At 40.5% G+C, this 16,716-nt stretch carries 15 protein-coding genes and 1 CRISPR repeat array; of the genes, 10 read left to right on the plus strand and 5 right to left on the minus strand.

Features of this window, described 5'->3' with window-relative positions; genetic code table 11:
- Positions 1 to 126: 126 nt before the first annotated feature.
- The gene (locus V7K30_RS22055; RefSeq protein WP_335002884.1) at positions 127 to 564 is read right to left on the minus strand and encodes a helix-turn-helix domain-containing protein; all 438 of its coding nucleotides are present in this window, start codon (positions 562 to 564) and stop codon (positions 127 to 129) included.
- Positions 565 to 1,173: 609 nt separating this feature from the next.
- Here V7K30_RS22055 and V7K30_RS22060 point away from each other — a divergent pair.
- The 4 genes from V7K30_RS22060 to V7K30_RS22075 all read left to right on the plus strand — a co-directional run bounded on the left by V7K30_RS22060 (position 1,174) and on the right by V7K30_RS22075 (position 2,796).
- On the plus strand, positions 1,174 to 1,551 hold the full coding sequence (locus V7K30_RS22060) for a hypothetical protein (RefSeq protein ID WP_335002886.1): 378 nt from the start codon (positions 1,174 to 1,176) through the stop codon (positions 1,549 to 1,551).
- 10 nt (positions 1,552 to 1,561) lie between these two features.
- The gene (locus tag V7K30_RS22065) at positions 1,562 to 1,984 is read left to right on the plus strand and encodes a XisI protein (RefSeq protein WP_335002888.1); all 423 of its coding nucleotides are present in this window, start codon (positions 1,562 to 1,564) and stop codon (positions 1,982 to 1,984) included.
- A 189-nt stretch (positions 1,985 to 2,173) separates the two neighbouring features.
- Positions 2,174 to 2,413 (plus strand): type II toxin-antitoxin system Phd/YefM family antitoxin, encoded by a 240-nt coding sequence (locus V7K30_RS22070; RefSeq protein ID WP_335002889.1) that lies wholly within the window; start codon positions 2,174 to 2,176, stop codon positions 2,411 to 2,413.
- The gene (locus V7K30_RS22075) at positions 2,410 to 2,796 is read left to right on the plus strand and encodes a type II toxin-antitoxin system VapC family toxin (RefSeq protein WP_335002891.1); all 387 of its coding nucleotides are present in this window, start codon (positions 2,410 to 2,412) and stop codon (positions 2,794 to 2,796) included. The genes V7K30_RS22070 and V7K30_RS22075 overlap by 4 nt, the downstream gene beginning before the upstream one ends.
- Before the next feature lie 191 nt (positions 2,797 to 2,987).
- Here V7K30_RS22075 and V7K30_RS22080 read toward each other — a convergent pair whose 3' ends face one another.
- The 4 genes from V7K30_RS22080 to aroF form a co-directional block, all read right to left on the minus strand.
- Positions 2,988 to 4,247 carry a bifunctional sterol desaturase/short chain dehydrogenase gene (locus V7K30_RS22080; RefSeq protein WP_335002893.1) on the minus strand — a complete coding sequence of 420 codons (1,260 nt, stop codon included), beginning with the start codon at positions 4,245 to 4,247 and terminating at the stop codon, positions 2,988 to 2,990.
- A 118-nt stretch (positions 4,248 to 4,365) separates the two neighbouring features.
- Entirely contained in the window at positions 4,366 to 5,313 is a 948-nt protein-coding gene (locus V7K30_RS22085) for a fatty acid desaturase family protein (RefSeq protein WP_335002895.1), read from the minus strand.
- A 90-nt stretch (positions 5,314 to 5,403) separates the two neighbouring features.
- Entirely contained in the window at positions 5,404 to 6,027 is a 624-nt protein-coding gene (locus V7K30_RS22090) for a Uma2 family endonuclease (protein WP_335002898.1), read from the minus strand.
- A 292-nt stretch (positions 6,028 to 6,319) separates the two neighbouring features.
- The gene (gene aroF, locus V7K30_RS22095; protein ID WP_335002900.1) at positions 6,320 to 7,192 is read right to left on the minus strand and encodes a 3-deoxy-7-phosphoheptulonate synthase; all 873 of its coding nucleotides are present in this window, start codon (positions 7,190 to 7,192) and stop codon (positions 6,320 to 6,322) included.
- Between the two features lie 965 nt (positions 7,193 to 8,157).
- On the opposite strand from aroF, the gene V7K30_RS22100 reads away from it, so the two are divergent.
- The 6 genes from V7K30_RS22100 to nifH all read left to right on the plus strand — a co-directional run bounded on the left by V7K30_RS22100 (position 8,158) and on the right by nifH (position 14,231).
- A complete protein-coding gene (locus tag V7K30_RS22100; protein ID WP_335002902.1) occupies positions 8,158 to 8,652 on the plus strand; it encodes a hypothetical protein in 495 nt (164 codons plus the stop codon).
- A 158-nt stretch (positions 8,653 to 8,810) separates the two neighbouring features.
- Positions 8,811 to 9,458: a pentapeptide repeat-containing protein gene (locus V7K30_RS22105; protein WP_335002904.1), complete on the plus strand. Its 648-nt coding sequence runs from the start codon at positions 8,811 to 8,813 to the stop codon at positions 9,456 to 9,458.
- Between the two features lie 288 nt (positions 9,459 to 9,746).
- Positions 9,747 to 10,016, plus strand: a complete 270-nt coding sequence (locus V7K30_RS22110; RefSeq protein ID WP_335002906.1) for a hypothetical protein — start codon at positions 9,747 to 9,749, stop codon at positions 10,014 to 10,016.
- A gap of 69 nt (positions 10,017 to 10,085) precedes the next feature.
- Positions 10,086 to 10,943: a DUF72 domain-containing protein gene (locus V7K30_RS22115; RefSeq protein WP_335002908.1), complete on the plus strand. Its 858-nt coding sequence runs from the start codon at positions 10,086 to 10,088 to the stop codon at positions 10,941 to 10,943.
- A 298-nt stretch (positions 10,944 to 11,241) separates the two neighbouring features.
- Positions 11,242 to 11,682: a hypothetical protein gene (locus V7K30_RS22120; protein WP_335002910.1), complete on the plus strand. Its 441-nt coding sequence runs from the start codon at positions 11,242 to 11,244 to the stop codon at positions 11,680 to 11,682.
- Between the two features lie 1,658 nt (positions 11,683 to 13,340).
- The gene (nifH, locus tag V7K30_RS22125) at positions 13,341 to 14,231 is read left to right on the plus strand and encodes a nitrogenase iron protein (RefSeq protein WP_335002912.1); all 891 of its coding nucleotides are present in this window, start codon (positions 13,341 to 13,343) and stop codon (positions 14,229 to 14,231) included.
- A 153-nt stretch (positions 14,232 to 14,384) separates the two neighbouring features.
- Positions 14,385 to 16,512: a CRISPR direct-repeat array (repeat unit 37 nt; unit sequence GTTTCAATCCCTAATAGGGATTTTGATGAATTGCAAT).
- The last annotated feature ends 204 nt before the right edge of the window (positions 16,513 to 16,716 follow it).

Consider the following 16,716-nt stretch of genomic DNA (forward strand, 5'->3'; position numbering starts at 1 on the left):
AGCCGACAGAAGTTGAAAGTTGAGTATATCAACTTTTTGACTTCGGGAACTTGATACATTGATTAGTTAATTTTCTGCGGGGATAGGCTTTTGGGCTTATCCCTTTTTTTATTTTGGGGATATAAATTACTCGTTTTCTATCCCTATCTCAGTATTGAGGTCTGAATCAGGAGATGCATCCTTCACAGTTTTAATAGTCTTGCGTATTTGATCTAGCTGGTCTTTAGAAACCCAATCGCTGACTGGAGTAACTCGATATTCATCTGTCCGTCCTGTCCGTTTCGTTTGTGTAACCAAATTAGCTTTGATAAGAACTTTTATTGCCTGCTGTGCCTTACGCATACTCATTTTGCAAATCTCTGCTGTCTTGCGAAGACTGGCAAAACACACTCCTTGAGGTTTACCCCCTGTTCTACGAACTATATGAGCATATAAGCGAAATTCGTATGAGTCTAAGCCATATTCATCCAATACATTATGGATAAATGCCACTGAAGATGGATAAGAGTTAGCTATTGGAGAAGATTTCGGTTGTTCGACTATAAGCTCATCTTTAGTTGCCATATAACAAAATACTACGCCTAGATATTGCTATTATGCAATAACCCATGCACCTTATGCTATAGCTCTTGTTATTACTTATATGTATGTTTTAAGGGAATTATCTTAAGGTATATAACTTAGGCGCAATCAAAATTTTTGAACAGTAATGGTATTAACGTGATATAACGCCTAAAACCTGATATCACATTCGATTCATCAACGACAAAAAAAGCACTGCATGTCCCTATATACAAGCATTTTCGCGTCCTATCGCCCTTATCTCGGATATAGTTATAATAGCTATTTAGCCGGATATCACATAACTCTTTTAGGGTTTGTAATCTCCAAGTTGGTCAGATAAATTTCTATAATTTCCGGTTTGGAACGCTATCTCTGAAAAAAATGTTCTTATCCCCGTAGTAGAAAAATCATCAGGGATCGGTTTATACTCTGAAAAGGAAGGAAATATTTTCCTTTTTTTTCACAAAAAAAACGACTCCCCAAGCCAAGCTAGAATGCTAAGGCTGCGGAGCCGCGTCTTTAATATATTATGTCTATTTTATCATGGGCTTGGGTGAGTCGGTAGTTTTTTGTGAAATTAAAACCTCAACAAAAATAAAGGACTAAATTATGACTTCACAAGTAATTGACCTACTGACTCAAAATCTCATCCAACTAACAGCTATCAATAAGCAATATGGAATAGAATTACATTCCATAATGTCTAATCTAAGTGAACAAAAAAACCGTACAGAGGTTTTAGAAGTAAAATTTGATGCTCTCATCGGAGGATCTGATTACTGTACTGTTCGTGGTTACTGCAAGCTCAATGAAATTAGAATTTCTGAAAGAGAAGCCAGAAACTTAGGCACTAAGGCTGGTAAAATTTGTCGGCAAAAGAGTTATGAAACTGGAAAAGTTCCAGATGAGCGTCATGGACAAGTCAATAGCTACCCTATTGAAGTCCTAGACGAAGTTATGGAACTTTATAAAAATAAAACTCAGTAGCACCCGGCGAATGGAATTCGCGTTAATACAGACAAAACCCGCGCAGGCGGGTTTCAAAATCTTGTTTTTAATCCATCTTCGCGTAGCGTTTGGCAAAATGGATACCTTAGATAATTATCGCCAAATGATTCAAAAAATATTAGACGAATACGCCCAACTCTCCTACGCTTACGGAGAACTAGAAAGACAACTAATTATAGACCAAACTGCTAACCATTACGTACTACTAACACTAGGCTGGGAAAATAATCTACGGGTGCATGGTTGCTTAGTCCATATTGACATTATCAACGACAAAATCTGGATTCAAAGAGACGGTACAGAACATGGGATAGCCAACGAACTTGTTAACGCTGGTATTTCTAAAAATCAAATTGTTCTCGCTTTCCAACCAGCCGATATCAGACAGTATACTGAATTTGCAGTTACTTAATTAAGCCTAATTTTTATGGGCTTCGATAAGCTATAATTCAGGTTTAATTTGGATATTCATGATTTATCCTTAGTTAACAGTATTTCATGAGTAGAATTATTAAAAGTTGCTGCTCAATCTGGAATAGTAATTGCTATAATTTAAAACTCTCAATTTGATATACTAGAAATATTTATACATACAAATCTCATGTTAACTGTAACAATTGATGAAATCCAGCAGAACCTAACTAGCTATCTTCACCAAGTAGCAGCAGGAGAAAGTATTATTATCACGCAAGCAGGTAAACCTATTGCAGAAATTAAACCAGTTTCACCCACTTCTCAACTAATCAGACCTTATGGCTTATGTGCTGGAGAGTTCATTGTTCCAGATGATTTTGATAATCCCTTACCTGAAGAGATTTTGAATAGTTTTGAGGGGAAATGAAACTATTATTAGATACCCATATTTTCTTATGGTTTATTAGTGGTGATCAAAAATTACCAATTCATTTACAAAATAGCATTAGTAATTTAAATAACGATGTATATTTAAGTTGCGTTTCAGTTTGGGAAGCAACTGTTAAATATCAATTAGGTAAATTACCATTACCAGAATCATCTGAAATCTACCTTCCCAAACAGCGTCAGCAGCATCTAATCAGTAGTCTCAACCTAGATGAAGAAAGTGTTGCTCAACTCTTGAATTTACCATTATTACATCGTGATCCTTTTGATAGAATGTTGATTTGTCAAGCTTTACAACATGATTTAACAATTGTAACTGTAGACCCGGCAATTCGTTCCTATTCGGTCAGTGTTTTATGTTAGGGTAATAATCGCTCAAAATCTGGAATAGAATAACCTTTCCATTTTAAAAGTGCATAAGAATAGACTTTTTTCAACATTAAATAATCAACACTCACTCTTAGCGATGCCTGGGGCGGGCTACGCCTACGCAAAACTACATGCGCTCAGGGGCAATTCATGAATTGCCCCTACCTGAAAATCTTTCTTTTCGGCTATTGTTTGCGTAAGTCCTGTTCACTTTTCGCTGTCCGGCTGAAGACTCGATAGTATAGCGACGTACTAGTTTCCTTTAAGGGAAACAGCAGATAGGTAAGAGGATTTATTGTCACAATAATATTTCGGAAGTCTCGCCGTGCCAAAAATAAGATCGCCCGAGCAACTTGCTGTGCAGACATGACTCCATAAGGATTCAGTTGACTCTTAAACGGGCCAAGAATTAACTTGCGAATTACACAATCCCCGTCCAATCGCTTGAGGGTAACAATATCCCCTAGCGATCGCTTGCTGAGTTCATAAAGCGGACTCAACGCCGGAGACACCTCAGCCTCAGAAGTGTTTACCCAAATTTCTTTAGTTGCTTTTGCTTGTGGGCCTGTCACAGTTGTCAAAAATATATCCATCAACCGTAATGCTGAAAAGGTATTCACCTCATAGGAGGAGTTGATAGCCTCTGCTGTGCGGCTGGTATAGACATTGACTCCGTGGTTGATAATTAAAATATCTACTTTCTCTAAACTATCCTTCAGATTGGCTTCATTACCTAATTGCCAGGGAACCACTTTCACCCCAACTTGCTCGACTAATTTTTCTGGATTAGTGGTTAATGCGACGACTTTAGCATTATTCTTTACAAGTTCAGCCGCCAACGCTTGTCCCAACGCTCCTGATGCTCCGGTTAAAGCGATGGTTTTCCCCTTGAGAGACAGTCCTGTGCCAAGAATTTTATCCACTAGGGGAAAGACACCACTGTAGTAAGCGTTGACATCATCAAAATGATGCCGCCAATGGTAAGACCGATTCACCCACCAAATGGATGGAATTGTCTCTAAAGGGCCGGGTAAGTGGTTGTAGTCTGTATCAATTTTTCCCTGAAAATACCGCAAGGACGCGCCATATAAGAAGGTGCAAGCATAAACTACTCCCAGCCATAACCCCATTTGCTGGACAATTAAGGCAATTACCACCAATATCACCAGCAGTAGACTCGACTCTAAAATGTCGTGATAGAGCTGGGATTCTTGATAAATTTTCAGGGAAACTATCGATAAATCGCGGCGATAGGCCATGTGGTGCTTGTTGTGCCATTTAGCAAGCCAATTGACCTGGTGACACAAAGCATGGTAGCTGTCTCTCAAGACCTCAGCGAGTAAAAGTGAAAAAAGTCCCCAACTAGCAAACTGTAAGCTGGCATTTAGCCAAACCCAATTAATTTGTAATCTTGCTTCAATTCCAATCAAGTTTTCAGCTTGCATTTTTATGATGTTTGTCTATACTCGTTTTTCTTAATCATTATTCATAATCTGATAAAGCTGCATTAAGGTCGAGTCTAGAGCAAACAAAAATTAAATAGACTTATTATCATCCTACCAATTACCCCAATTTAGCCACAATATCCCAGTTGACTTTCAGATAGCCAGGTTCAATGTGGGTAAAGTGTTTGCTCAATTGCTGATGTGCTTTTGGTAGGGCATGGAACGGAATTGATGCATATAAATGGTGTTCTACATGAAATGGCATATTCCACATGAAAAATCGCACAGGCCAGAGGGTAAGCGTTGTGCGTGTATTCGTGAGTAGATTTGCGTCAAGAGTGCAACCTGTATGTTCTGCCAACAAAATAAACCGGAGAATTGGCTGACCGACAAACAACGGTAGCAGCCAATAAAGGAAAAACCAAGGCTGACCAACTGCAATTGAGAGAGCGATCGCACCAGCATAAATACTTAATTGCCAACGTGTAGAGCGAATAACTTCGGCTCGTGCCGCTTCTGGCACAAATGAAAAATCGTCAAATTGACCAGTTGCAACCTGAAAATGACCCCCTATTTTACCCCACCACCACAGCAAACCACTAATTATCAACAAGTATTTGCCCAGGTTGCTCGGTTTGAGATCAGTCAGTTCCGGATCTTTGTCAGGAACGCGAGTGTAGCGATGATGCCACTTATGATAACGACGAAAAAACGTGCTGTTGTAAAATGAGAGCAAGCCGCAAAACCAAGCTACAGCATCATTCAACCGATTGTTAGCGAAAGCTGTTCTGTGAACGCATTCATGCATCGGTGCAAACATCGAAGCCAGACTGAAGCCGTAGATTACCAGTGCTGGTATAGCCACCGACCAATTGCCAAAATTCGTTGCCCACAGGTAGCCACTGCAACCCATAACAGTGAGATGAAAACCGAGTTGAACCAGTCCTTTGCTGTTGGAGCGATCGTTTAGAAGACTTAATTCCTGTACACTCAGAATCTGGCAGAGGTTTTGCTCGTTATCAGCTTTGTGGTTCAATAATTCAGATTGAATAATTGCGTCAGACATAATTGAAACTCTATATAGTGTTGCTGAAATTTAAGTATAAATTTGCTTCTTTGACAATCCAAAATCTAAAATCCAAAATCCAAAATGGTATTAGCTGACCACACCAGCGCAAAAAATTTGTTCTGCGGTTAAATTCAACTCTGGGAAAGTTGGTGATTGGATACGGTCATTACCTCGAAATTTATTAATTAGATACTCACCTTCTTCCAAACAGCAAACCAAGAGAGTAGGTTGTTTTGGCTTGCCAATGAATTCCCTACCGCCCAATGCGGCATAATCCACAATCCAGTATTCAGGAATTCCCATTTGTTCATAGTCAGCGTATTTTTTGTGGTAATCATCACGCCAATTGGTACTTACTACCTCTACTATTAAAGGAATAGATGCGGCAAGGCTTACAGTGGATGCTTTTTTCCATAGAAGTTCGTTTACTAAATCAGGCTGATTTAGTATAAGGATATCTGGTGAATAAGCTGATTCGTTTTCAAGTGGTTTGACGAATACTGTTTTTGGGATGAAATAGGCAAGATTTAAGCGATCTAATTCAACAATAAGTTTTCTGACTAAAAACCCAACGACCTCTTCATGGTCGCCTGTTGGTTGTGCCATCTCAACAATTACTCCATCATGCAGTTCATAACGTCGTTGTGGGTTGTCTGGGTACTGAGCAACAAATTCATCGAATGTAACTATTTTGCGTAAGGCTTGAGTCATGGCTTTATTCCTCAGAGAGGGTGAGCAGGAGAGAAGGGGAGGCAGAGGGAGAGAATAAAGGTTTATTCTAAGTACAGCCCACCATAAAACAGGTACGGAATTCGCTTTTTGTAATGAAACGTGTCCAGTGACATGACAATTTTTATTTCCGACCCCTTTTTGCGGTGACGTGTACTAAGCAACAACTTTATTTTACGAAGGCGATCGCTGTTTGTTCTTAAGCCAAAAGAAATCTTTTGACTGAGACATTCAAGCGATGCCTACGGCGGTAAACTACGCCCTCAACTGAAATTTAAGCAGCACAAAAAATCGGGGCGGGTTTACAACCTGCCCCGATCGCTTCTGATATACTGCGCCCAACGGCTGTTGCTACAGGCTTTAAACTATCAACTAAATGCACCATATCTTCTAAAGAGAGGGCTTGACGGGCATCAGAAACAGATTTTTCTGGTTCTGGGTGACATTCAATAATTAATCCATCTGCACCGCAAGCGATCGCAGCCCTAGCCATAGGTGCTACTAGTTCCCGTTTACCGACGGCATGGGAAGGATCTACAATCACAGGCAAGTGAGTTATTTGCTTGAGTGCTGCCACTGCCCCTAAATCCAGGACATTGCGAGTGTAATCATCGAAGCTGCGGATACCTCTTTCACACAACACCACATCAGGATTCCCGTGGCTGAGAATATATTCAGCAGCCATGACGAATTCTTCAATTGTCGCTGCTAAACCACGCTTGAGCAGTATTGGTTTACCAGCTTGTCCCAAAGCTTTGAGCAAGTCAAAGTTTTGCATATTGCGGCTACCAACTTGAAGCATATCAGCGTGGGCGGCGACTACTTCAATTTGGGAAATTGACATCACCTCGGTGACAACTGGCATATTGTAATGCGATCGCACCCTTGCCAAAATCTCTAATCCTGACTCCCCCATACCCTGGAAGGCGTAGGGAGATGTGCGGGGTTTGTAGACACCGCCACGCAACCCCTGCACGGATGCAGTAGATAGCTTTTGGGCAACTATCTCCATTTGTTCTAAGCTTTCAACTGTGCAGGGGCCACCGATAATTACCAGTTCTTTACCTCCGAAGGCGACTTTTTCTGAGATTTTTACAATTGTCTGGTGGTTCGGATGAGATTGTGCGGCAAGTTTGGCGTTAATCATGGTTCGATTATCCTAAAAATTAAGTATTGGGCATTGGGCATTGGGTATTGGGTATTAGGCATTGAGATAAGAGTTGTTTTCCAGTCCCCAGTCCCCAGTCTCCAGTCCCCAGTCCCCAGTAACAACAAAAAAGCCCGAAACCTTTGAAGAGTTCCGGGCGCGTTCTGATTGATCGACATGACGCTATTTACCCGGAACTTACTCTGGGCCAAAAGTAAAAGCCATAAAACCAGCTACTTAAATAAGTCATGACGATGAAATTCTCCTTAAAACAACAAAAACCGCAGAGTTCGCTCTGCGGTTCACCGGGCGGTTTCCATTAGGAAACTCGATTCACTCCCGGTGAACCACCCTAAACCAAAAATAAAAGTAGGAATTTCTGTTAAGCATTTGCGGGGCTTTTGCTGGAAAACTTAAGAACTATACCTATGTAGCGTAACACTAACAGGAAGAGTAGGCGGTGTCAAGACCCCCACAAACCATAAAAAAGCGATAGACTCAGTAAAAATGTGGGAGTCAAGACTAGTTACGCTTTGCAAAATTCAAAATCACGCCCTGTTCTGATTGTGTGGTGAAGAACCAGTTGCTTGTTTGCGTAGACAAAGAAAGCAGCTTGTTATTAGATATCACCATAGTTATATAAGTTTACAAATATTGTTGTGTCATGACAAATGGGTAGTGTAAATGATCAAAAATCAATGGTGAAAAATCTCAAAATTCAGAATATGGCGATTCTTTAATGAATAAAATACAGCCAAATCAAGGTAATGAGAGAGAACTTTAAGCGGTGGCTTGCGTCCCTCAGAAGTTCAAAGAGCCAGGATTCAGAAGTTAAAATATATAATTCTCCTGACTTGTCACCTCATCTTGCGAAAGCTGATTGCAGACAATTGACAATCGCCAGACATTATTCTTACCCAAGTCTTCATTGACCAGATCAACTTTTTAGGATCATCAGTTTCATTATGCCCAGTTCCAAAATCTTAGCCCAATCTTTCGACTATCATGGAGTTTACCCCTGCCCAGTCTGTCGAATAGGTAAGATTTATCATCTGCCATTGATGGAAGCTATGGGTTGTGACTTTTGCCACGAGATTTTTACAGTTAACCTAGAACTACAGCAAATCAAGATGCCTTCTAGACAACCACCCTTAACTTGGCGTTGGAATGGGTTTAGTTGGACAGAAGGCCAGTTGGAAGGTGTGGAATTAGGTTGGGGTTATGGACTAGCAGGAGCAGTTTTTGTAATTCTTCCCACTACTCTAATTGGCATAGTAGCTTACTATTTTCCTGCTAATCTCAAGGAACCGATTACCTGGATGCCATATATTTGGACGATATTAACTTTCTTATCACATTTATCAATTATTGTTTGGATTTTTATTGAAGTCTATCAGATTCCAGTTGCAGCATATTTGAGAGCAATCGCTCGATGGAGAAATGGGGAGATGGGGAGATGAGGGAGCAGGGAGGAAGAGGGGCAGAGGGGCAGGGGAGACAGGGGAGGCAGGGAGAAACCAATGCCCAATGCCCAATGCCCCATGATCAATAACAAATGATGCAGCGAATAAATGGCACCATCACTGATAATTAAGTTGATTGTCCACCAAAATATCGTATGAGCGATCTGGAGCGGTACTATAGAATTTTGGAATTAGAGCCTGGGGCAACACTTGAGGAAGTGAACCAGGCTTACAAAGATTTAGTCTTTGTTTGGCATCCCGATCGCATTCCCAAAGACAATCTCCGTTTACAGCAGAAAGCACAAGACAAGCTGAAAGCCATAAATGAAGCTCGTGAAAAGTTGCGCTCTCTAAAAACCAAACATCAAACCACACATAACTCACCGTCACCTCAACAAGAAAAACCATCTCAAACAACCCAGCAGCCACCAAAGCAAAACTCAGACTTGAGTGGCAAAGACTACAGTCGGGCAAATTTGAGCAATAAAGACTTATCTGGCAGAAATCTAAGTTATGCCAATTTGAGTGGTGCTAATCTCAGCGATACTTTTATGCACAAAGTCAACCTCAGAGGTGCGAATTTATCTGAAGCAAATTTATTTCGGGCAAACCTACTCTTAGCGGATCTGCGGGAGGCGAATTTACGCGCGGCTAATTTGATTGGAGCGGATCTCAGTGGAGCCGACTTGCGAGGAGCCGACTTGACGGGAGCGCGGATTCGCTCTGGTGAGCGTCTTCTGGTTAAATTAGTTGGTACTAACTTAGCTGGGGCAATTATGCCTGATGGTGCAATTTATCAATAACTCAGGTTGCTCTATAACACGGAGTTAAATCGGCAGTTAGAAACCGCTTCTACACGAGGCTTTACCCACCTGCGTGGGTTTCAAAAACCCTCTATTTTTTCTTAGTCCGCGGAGGCGGACTTTGTTTGTGTGCCCGTAAACTTCGTGAATTCCATTCGCCCTGGCTCTAAGTTGACACGCATAAACATTGCTGTACCCCTACGAGTAATCTGTATTCAGGGTAATTGATAACCGCTATATGCCTGTTTGCTTGCCCAAAACACCAAAATAAATACGCGATTTACTTAAATGAGTAAGCAATATGCTTTTTTGCTTGCTGAATCTACTGAAATGAGTAAGCAATCAAGCATTTTGAGAAAGCAATATGTCTTTTTGCTTGCTGAATCTACCGAAATGAGAAAGCAATCAAGCATTTTGAGAAAGCAATATGCCTTTTTGCTTGCTAAATCTACTGAAATGAGAAAGCAATCAAGCATTTTGAGAAAGCAATATGTCTTTTTGCTTGCTGAATCTACCGAAATGAGAAAGCAATCAAGCATTTTGAAGTCGGGAATCTGACCTTGCTTCATCCATCCCTACAACCTGCTTGTAAAATTAAATTATGATACATCAAGATTTTTAGGCACTGTGAACTTTTTTATCGGTTGTGCTGTTTGGGCATATAAAGGTTGGGTGGGCGAACTCTATCCCCAAGGGACTCGCACCGCCGATTTTCTCCATCTCTATAGTCGTCGCTTCACCACTGTGGAAGGTAACACCACCTTTTATGCCGTGCCTAACCAAGAAACTGTAACCCGTTGGGCTGCCGAAACACCAGCAGGTTTTGAATTTTGTCTGAAATTACCGCGAGATATTACCCATCAAGGGTTGCTACAACCTTATATTCCGGCTGCTTTAAAATTTCTGGAGGTGATGCGCCCTTTAGGGAAGCGTCTTGGCCCGATGTTTGCCCAGTTACCACCCAGTTATGCACCTGCATTGCTTGATGATTTGACCAACTTTCTGGAAGCTTGGCCGCGCACAGAAGCACCCCTAGCGCTGGAAGTTCGGCATCCCGACTGGTTCAGAGAACCCCATGCTAGTAATTTAACGGCACTTTTAGAAAAGCTAGGTGTGGGACGGGTACTGTTAGACTCGCGCCCCATTTACACTGGAGATGATGACCCCCAGTTACAATCGGAACGGCGTAAACCCAAATTACCGTTGCAATTGAGTGTGACAGCACCTTTTACTCTGATTCGGTTTATTTCTCATCCAAATTTATCAGTCAATCAGCCGTTTATGGAAGAGTGGGTAAGGCAGATTCAGCAATGGTTACAGACGGGAGTGCAAATCTATTTCTTTGTCCATTGTCCAATAGAAGCGCGATCGCCTAGCACAGCCCGTCACTTCCAACAGCTATTAGAACAGAGGGATACACCAGTTCCACCCCTACCTTGGAATAACCTTGAGCATCCCCCCAATCAGCTCAGTTTATGGTCTTGAAAGGCAGGGCGCAAGGGGCAAGAGGAGTAGATCCACAGAATGAAATTTCTAATTTTTTAACTTTTACAATATATATAATGTTTAGTGATTAAAAAAAGAGCGATAATTAGTGTTGCGATAATTTTCTGTTAAAGTTTCATCTTCCTTTCTCCTTGACAAAAAGGGTAATAGCCCTATTTGTTAAATGGTGATGAGGGTTGAAGTGATGCATGAATATATCTAACAGAAAAGTATTGATTTTAGTGTGGATGTGATTTCAGCGAATTTTTTGAGAGCAGTTACACCAAAGGAGGTTTAGATGAGTCGTCTTCTTTATGAAAGTTCAGTCTCATATAAAGGATATCTCATCATTCCATTTGTTTTTGGAAAAGCTGATAATTACGAGATTTATTCGTATAAATTGCTATCTGAGATTGGGCACAGAAGCCAATTTCATAAAGCAGAAAACCCAGCAGGAATCTATGGAAGTAGCGTTAGTAATATCGTTGATATTGCTAAAGAACATATTGATCAAAATTCCGAGTTTGTTCATCGGGGGGATAGTTTTAAGTCTCGCTACATTTATCAGAACAATTTGATTATCATCTTCCAAGAAGGAGACAAATATTTTTATGACCATTACCCACCAGAGTTATTGAATAATATTGCGGCTCCAAAATTATTCAAATCTGAATATGAATGTCTGAGTTGGATTAAGCAAGGCCTTAATGGGCGACATGTGCGGCAAAGAGCTATTTGAATAAGGCAGGAGTTATCCAATTTTAGATTTTGAATTTTGAATTTTGGATTGAAGGAGAAATCTAAATTTGGCAGAGTTAGGAGTAAAACAAGCTTAATATCTTGTTTTTACCTCGTTCCCAGTCTCCGACTGGGAACGCCTATTTTGGGGCTGCCGCCTCCCTGACTTGCGGCAGAGCCGCAATGAGGAGCATTTCCAGCCTCTGGCTGGAAACGAGGATTTTATCTTAAGTTGACACGCATGAGCATTGGTGTGCCCCTACCAACGTATTTATATGATTATTAAAGTGAAACGGTGTTATATCTGTTAGGCGAAAGATTTATCATTAAAACCGTAGGAGGCAGGGGGAGTTTTGAATTATAGGTAATTAAGCAAACTTGATATTGCCGAGTGAAATTTTGTGAGTTGTTTAATCTACTTTTCTGACGAAATTTTTGAATACAAAAATAATAAATTCTATTTTCGTTGTACAACATTACTTTTAAGCACTTTTAGAAAATACCCAAAAGTATCTAACTGCACATATTAGCTATGATAAATAATTTGACTAACTGGCAATCTGTGAGGGCGTAACTTATGACTATTAAAGATCCTAAGGATAATCTTCTGGCGAGTAGATAAATAATTTTAGATTCGGCAAATAAATTAGTGAGATGTATGTTATGGTTTTTATAGGAATCAAAACAGTGAAAGCACAAAAAGACTTCAAGACAAGTTTGAGGCAACTCAAGAAGGTTTTATTGCTCTGGTAAGTCCACTTCAATTCGCTACATCTTTTTGTCACAAAAATCTAAAACTAGATTGAGTAGAATAGTAGCCTTTGTAACAACTTGAAGTCAATCGAAATTTATCTGGGTATGAGCCAATAATAGTTGGCTAACCTAGCTAGAGCATTACCCGCTAAAGGCAATTACTCTTGGAGTCTGGGAAGAAAGACTCTTAGTACAGCCTGACAAATCCATAGAAATACAGAATATTTACGAACTTAATCTTGCGGAGACAAACATTTTTAACTGCGAACTAAGTTGAAGCAGTTGCTGACTTTTGGAACGAAAACTTAAAGCAAAATGGTGTCGTTCCACAATTTTTAGGAATTTAACCATACTGTCAAAAGTCACCAAGATATTATCTAAGCCAGAGTGTTAGGGGTTGCCTGTGCAGGCTTTATAGTACTGCACCTGTAACTGCTACTTTTAGGCTGGAATTTATCCTGCTACATCAATCACGAAACGAGAAGCGCTATTGAAGCTCTTGAAGACTTGACATCAGCAAAATTAAAGAAGTTGTAGCGACCATTTAGAGTGGATTGCAATGTGGTTGGTTGTGTGGTTCAGGGAACAAATCTGCGTTCATTTGAACTCCTGCGTAACCACTCTTGAGGCTTGAGCAACTATTTGGGATTCTGTTACAACAACTGACAATGCTGAAGTCAAAGTTTTAAAGGCTTCGTTATTAGGAGGTAGAGGTTTCTCTATCCCTTAAGCAATCGCTTTGTGGGTAAATATGTTCTGATTTTAACTGTTTTTGTCAGGATGCGATGTCTAGCGACAAGTTGCTACACGTCTACGCCAACAGGCTCTACTTCCCTACAGCACCAAGGGTGAATCTCACATCAAGCTTCCAACCCATCAACTAAATCATTTTAGGAAAACACAACCATGACTGACGAAAAGATTAGACAAATAGCTTTCTATGGTAAAGGCGGTATTGGTAAATCTACCACCTCTCAAAACACCCTAGCAGCAATGGCTGAAATAGGTAAACGCATTCTTATTGTCGGTTGCGACCCCAAAGCTGACTCTACCCGTTTGATGCTACATAGCAAGGCTCAAACAACCGTTCTTCACCTCGCTGCTGAACGTGGCGCAGTAGAAGATATAGAACTCCATGAAGTGATGCTCAAGGGTTTCCGTGACGTTCTTTGCGTAGAATCTGGTGGTCCAGAACCCGGTGTAGGTTGTGCAGGTCGTGGTATCATCACCGCCATCAACTTCTTGGAAGAAAACGGTGCTTACCAAAACCTAGACTTTGTATCTTACGACGTATTAGGTGACGTTGTGTGCGGTGGTTTTGCTATGCCTATTCGTGAAGGTAAAGCACAAGAAATCTACATCGTCACATCGGGTGAAATGATGGCAATGTACGCTGCTAACAACATTGCTCGTGGTGTTCTTAAGTATGCTCACACAGGTGGCGTGCGTTTGGGTGGTCTGATTTGTAATAGCCGTAATACTGACCGGGAAATCGACTTGATCGAAACCCTGGCAAAACGGTTGAACACCCAAATGATTCACTACGTACCCCGTGACAACATCGTTCAACACGCAGAATTGCGCCGGATGACTGTTAACGAGTATGCACCTGACAGCAACCAAGCTAATGAATATCGGACATTAGCTACCAAAATTATCGACAACAAAAACCTCACTATCCCCACACCTATTGAGATGGAAGAGTTAGAAGAGTTGTTGATTGAATTCGGTATTCTCGAAAGCGATGAAAATACCGCAATGCTGGTTGGCAAGACTGCTACTGAAGCACCTGTATAAAGTAGTGATAAATAAATAATGGTCTAGGGTGGGCAATAAGCCCACCCTTTCCCCAATTTTTGCAGGAGATAATATGATGTAGAAGTTTTTCAGCAAGGCTTTTTAATGAATTGCAATATCGCTGCGGTCACTCTTGGACTACAAATCAAACTCGTTTCAATCCCTAATAGGGATTTTGATGAATTGCAATCTATGATGCGTGTGTTGAGATGTCTGATTTGTTTGTTTCAATCCCTAATAGGGATTTTGATGAATTGCAATTCGCCCCGCATAAACTCGATAGACTCAACTGGGCTGTTTCAATCCCTAATAGGGATTTTGATGAATTGCAATCAGTTTTAATGCCTGCATAATATGCTTCAGTCGAGTTTCAATCCCTAATAGGGATTTTGATGAATTGCAATTAGGGTTGTATTGTCTTGCTGCCCCTGACTTGATGTTTCAATCCCTAATAGGGATTTTGATGAATTGCAATCAAGCTCAACTTTAGCACTTAAAGCCTTACCAGAAGTTTCAATCCCTAATAGGGATTTTGATGAATTGCAATATTTTTTAATATTGACGATGCCAACAAATGGACGGTTTCAATCCCTAATAGGGATTTTGATGAATTGCAATTCTAAAGTAAACGCTAGGGGTGATTATGATTTCATTAGTTTCAATCCCTAATAGGGATTTTGATGAATTGCAATGCAAGATGCGATCGCTGAGGGTGTGGAACAAGTAGTTTCAATCCCTAATAGGGATTTTGATGAATTGCAATAGGAGATGAATCAGAATTTCCTGAGAACTTTATTGTTTCAATCCCTAATAGGGATTTTGATGAATTGCAATTGCTTGATAAGTTGTGGCATCGGGACTTTCAACTGTTTCAATCCCTAATAGGGATTTTGATGAATTGCAATACTTACCCTGAATCGCTACCATATCCATCGTTTCCGTTTCAATCCCTAATAGGGATTTTGATGAATTGCAATGCAAGGGACACCCGGCGAACAAGGGGCTAAGGGTGTTTCAATCCCTAATAGGGATTTTGATGAATTGCAATGATTGCAGTTGAAGACTGTTCGTCGTTTTACTCCCGTTTCAATCCCTAATAGGGATTTTGATGAATTGCAATTCCAGAATGAAAGTCGTGAGATAGTCGTCAGGCTGAATATGTTTCAATCCCTAATAGGGATTTTGATGAATTGCAATTCATTCGTCGCTTTGGCTTGGTCAATGTAGCGGCGGTTTCAATCCCTAATAGGGATTTTGATGAATTGCAATTGGCAACAGCTAGAGGATGCATCAGGAATTACCGGTTTCAATCCCTAATAGGGATTTTGATGAATTGCAATTTATTAGTCTCCAGTCACCAGTCGCCCCGATCGCATGTTTCAATCCCTAATAGGGATTTTGATGAATTGCAATTGCAAGGTAGAAGCTCACATCAGCGCCCTATCGCTGGTGTTTCAATCCCTAATAGGGATTTTGATGAATTGCAATTTACCCAGGCTGGCTAAAGAATGTGGCATCATTCGTTTCAATCCCTAATAGGGATTTTGATGAATTGCAATTACTAACTTTAATAACAATGTTACAGATAAAGCCGTTTCAATCCCTAATAGGGATTTTGATGAATTGCAATCCCAATCCCCAATGCCCAATGAAAAGCGATCGCTCGTTTCAATCCCTAATAGGGATTTTGATGAATTGCAATGTTTGCGCGATGCCGATAGCAGCCTTCATTTGATTCAAGTTTCAATCCCTAATAGGGATTTTGATGAATTGCAATTTGCCACAGGTGTTTCTCCCGGTGTAGCTATAGGTGTTTCAATCCCTAATAGGGATTTTGATGAATTGCAATTTTGGATAACTTTCTCCAAAGCCTTGGTGTACGTTTCAATCCCTAATAGGGATTTTGATGAATTGCAATGTTGCAAATTATCTGAATCGTTGCCTAGACGCGTTTCAATCCCTAATAGGGATTTTGATGAATTGCAATTTTGTACGTATATACGTAGTTGAGCGGAATTATGAGTTTCAATCCCTAATAGGGATTTTGATGAATTGCAATGTGAGGCGGGTGCGATCGTAGATATCGTAATTTTCAGTTTCAATCCCTAATAGGGATTTTGATGAATTGCAATCTTGCTAGGTCGGCTTCTGACCAGATTGATTTTTATGGATGTTTCAATCCCTAATAGGGATTTTGATGAATTGCAATACTACAACCGATGCTGCCCAATCCAAGGCAAATAGGTTTCAATCCCTAATAGGGATTTTGATGAATTGCAATGGCGGGAGCCTGAAAGTCAAGCTATATTTAGTTTTCAAGGTGCGGTTGCGCGATTCAAGAGCAATCATAGCATTAGAGAATTTGTTTGGGAAGAGTCTCAGGAAAGTTTAAAGTCTAAAATCCTTTTTTGATAAGCATTTCAGAGATTGCGCGGATGAGGATTAGGCGACTAATGGGTTGAAAGCCTTGCTGGAGTTGGGATAG

The sequence above is a fragment of the Nostoc sp. genome, assembly GCF_036917655.1.
Lineage (GTDB): Bacteria > Cyanobacteriota > Cyanobacteriia > Cyanobacteriales > Nostocaceae > Nostoc.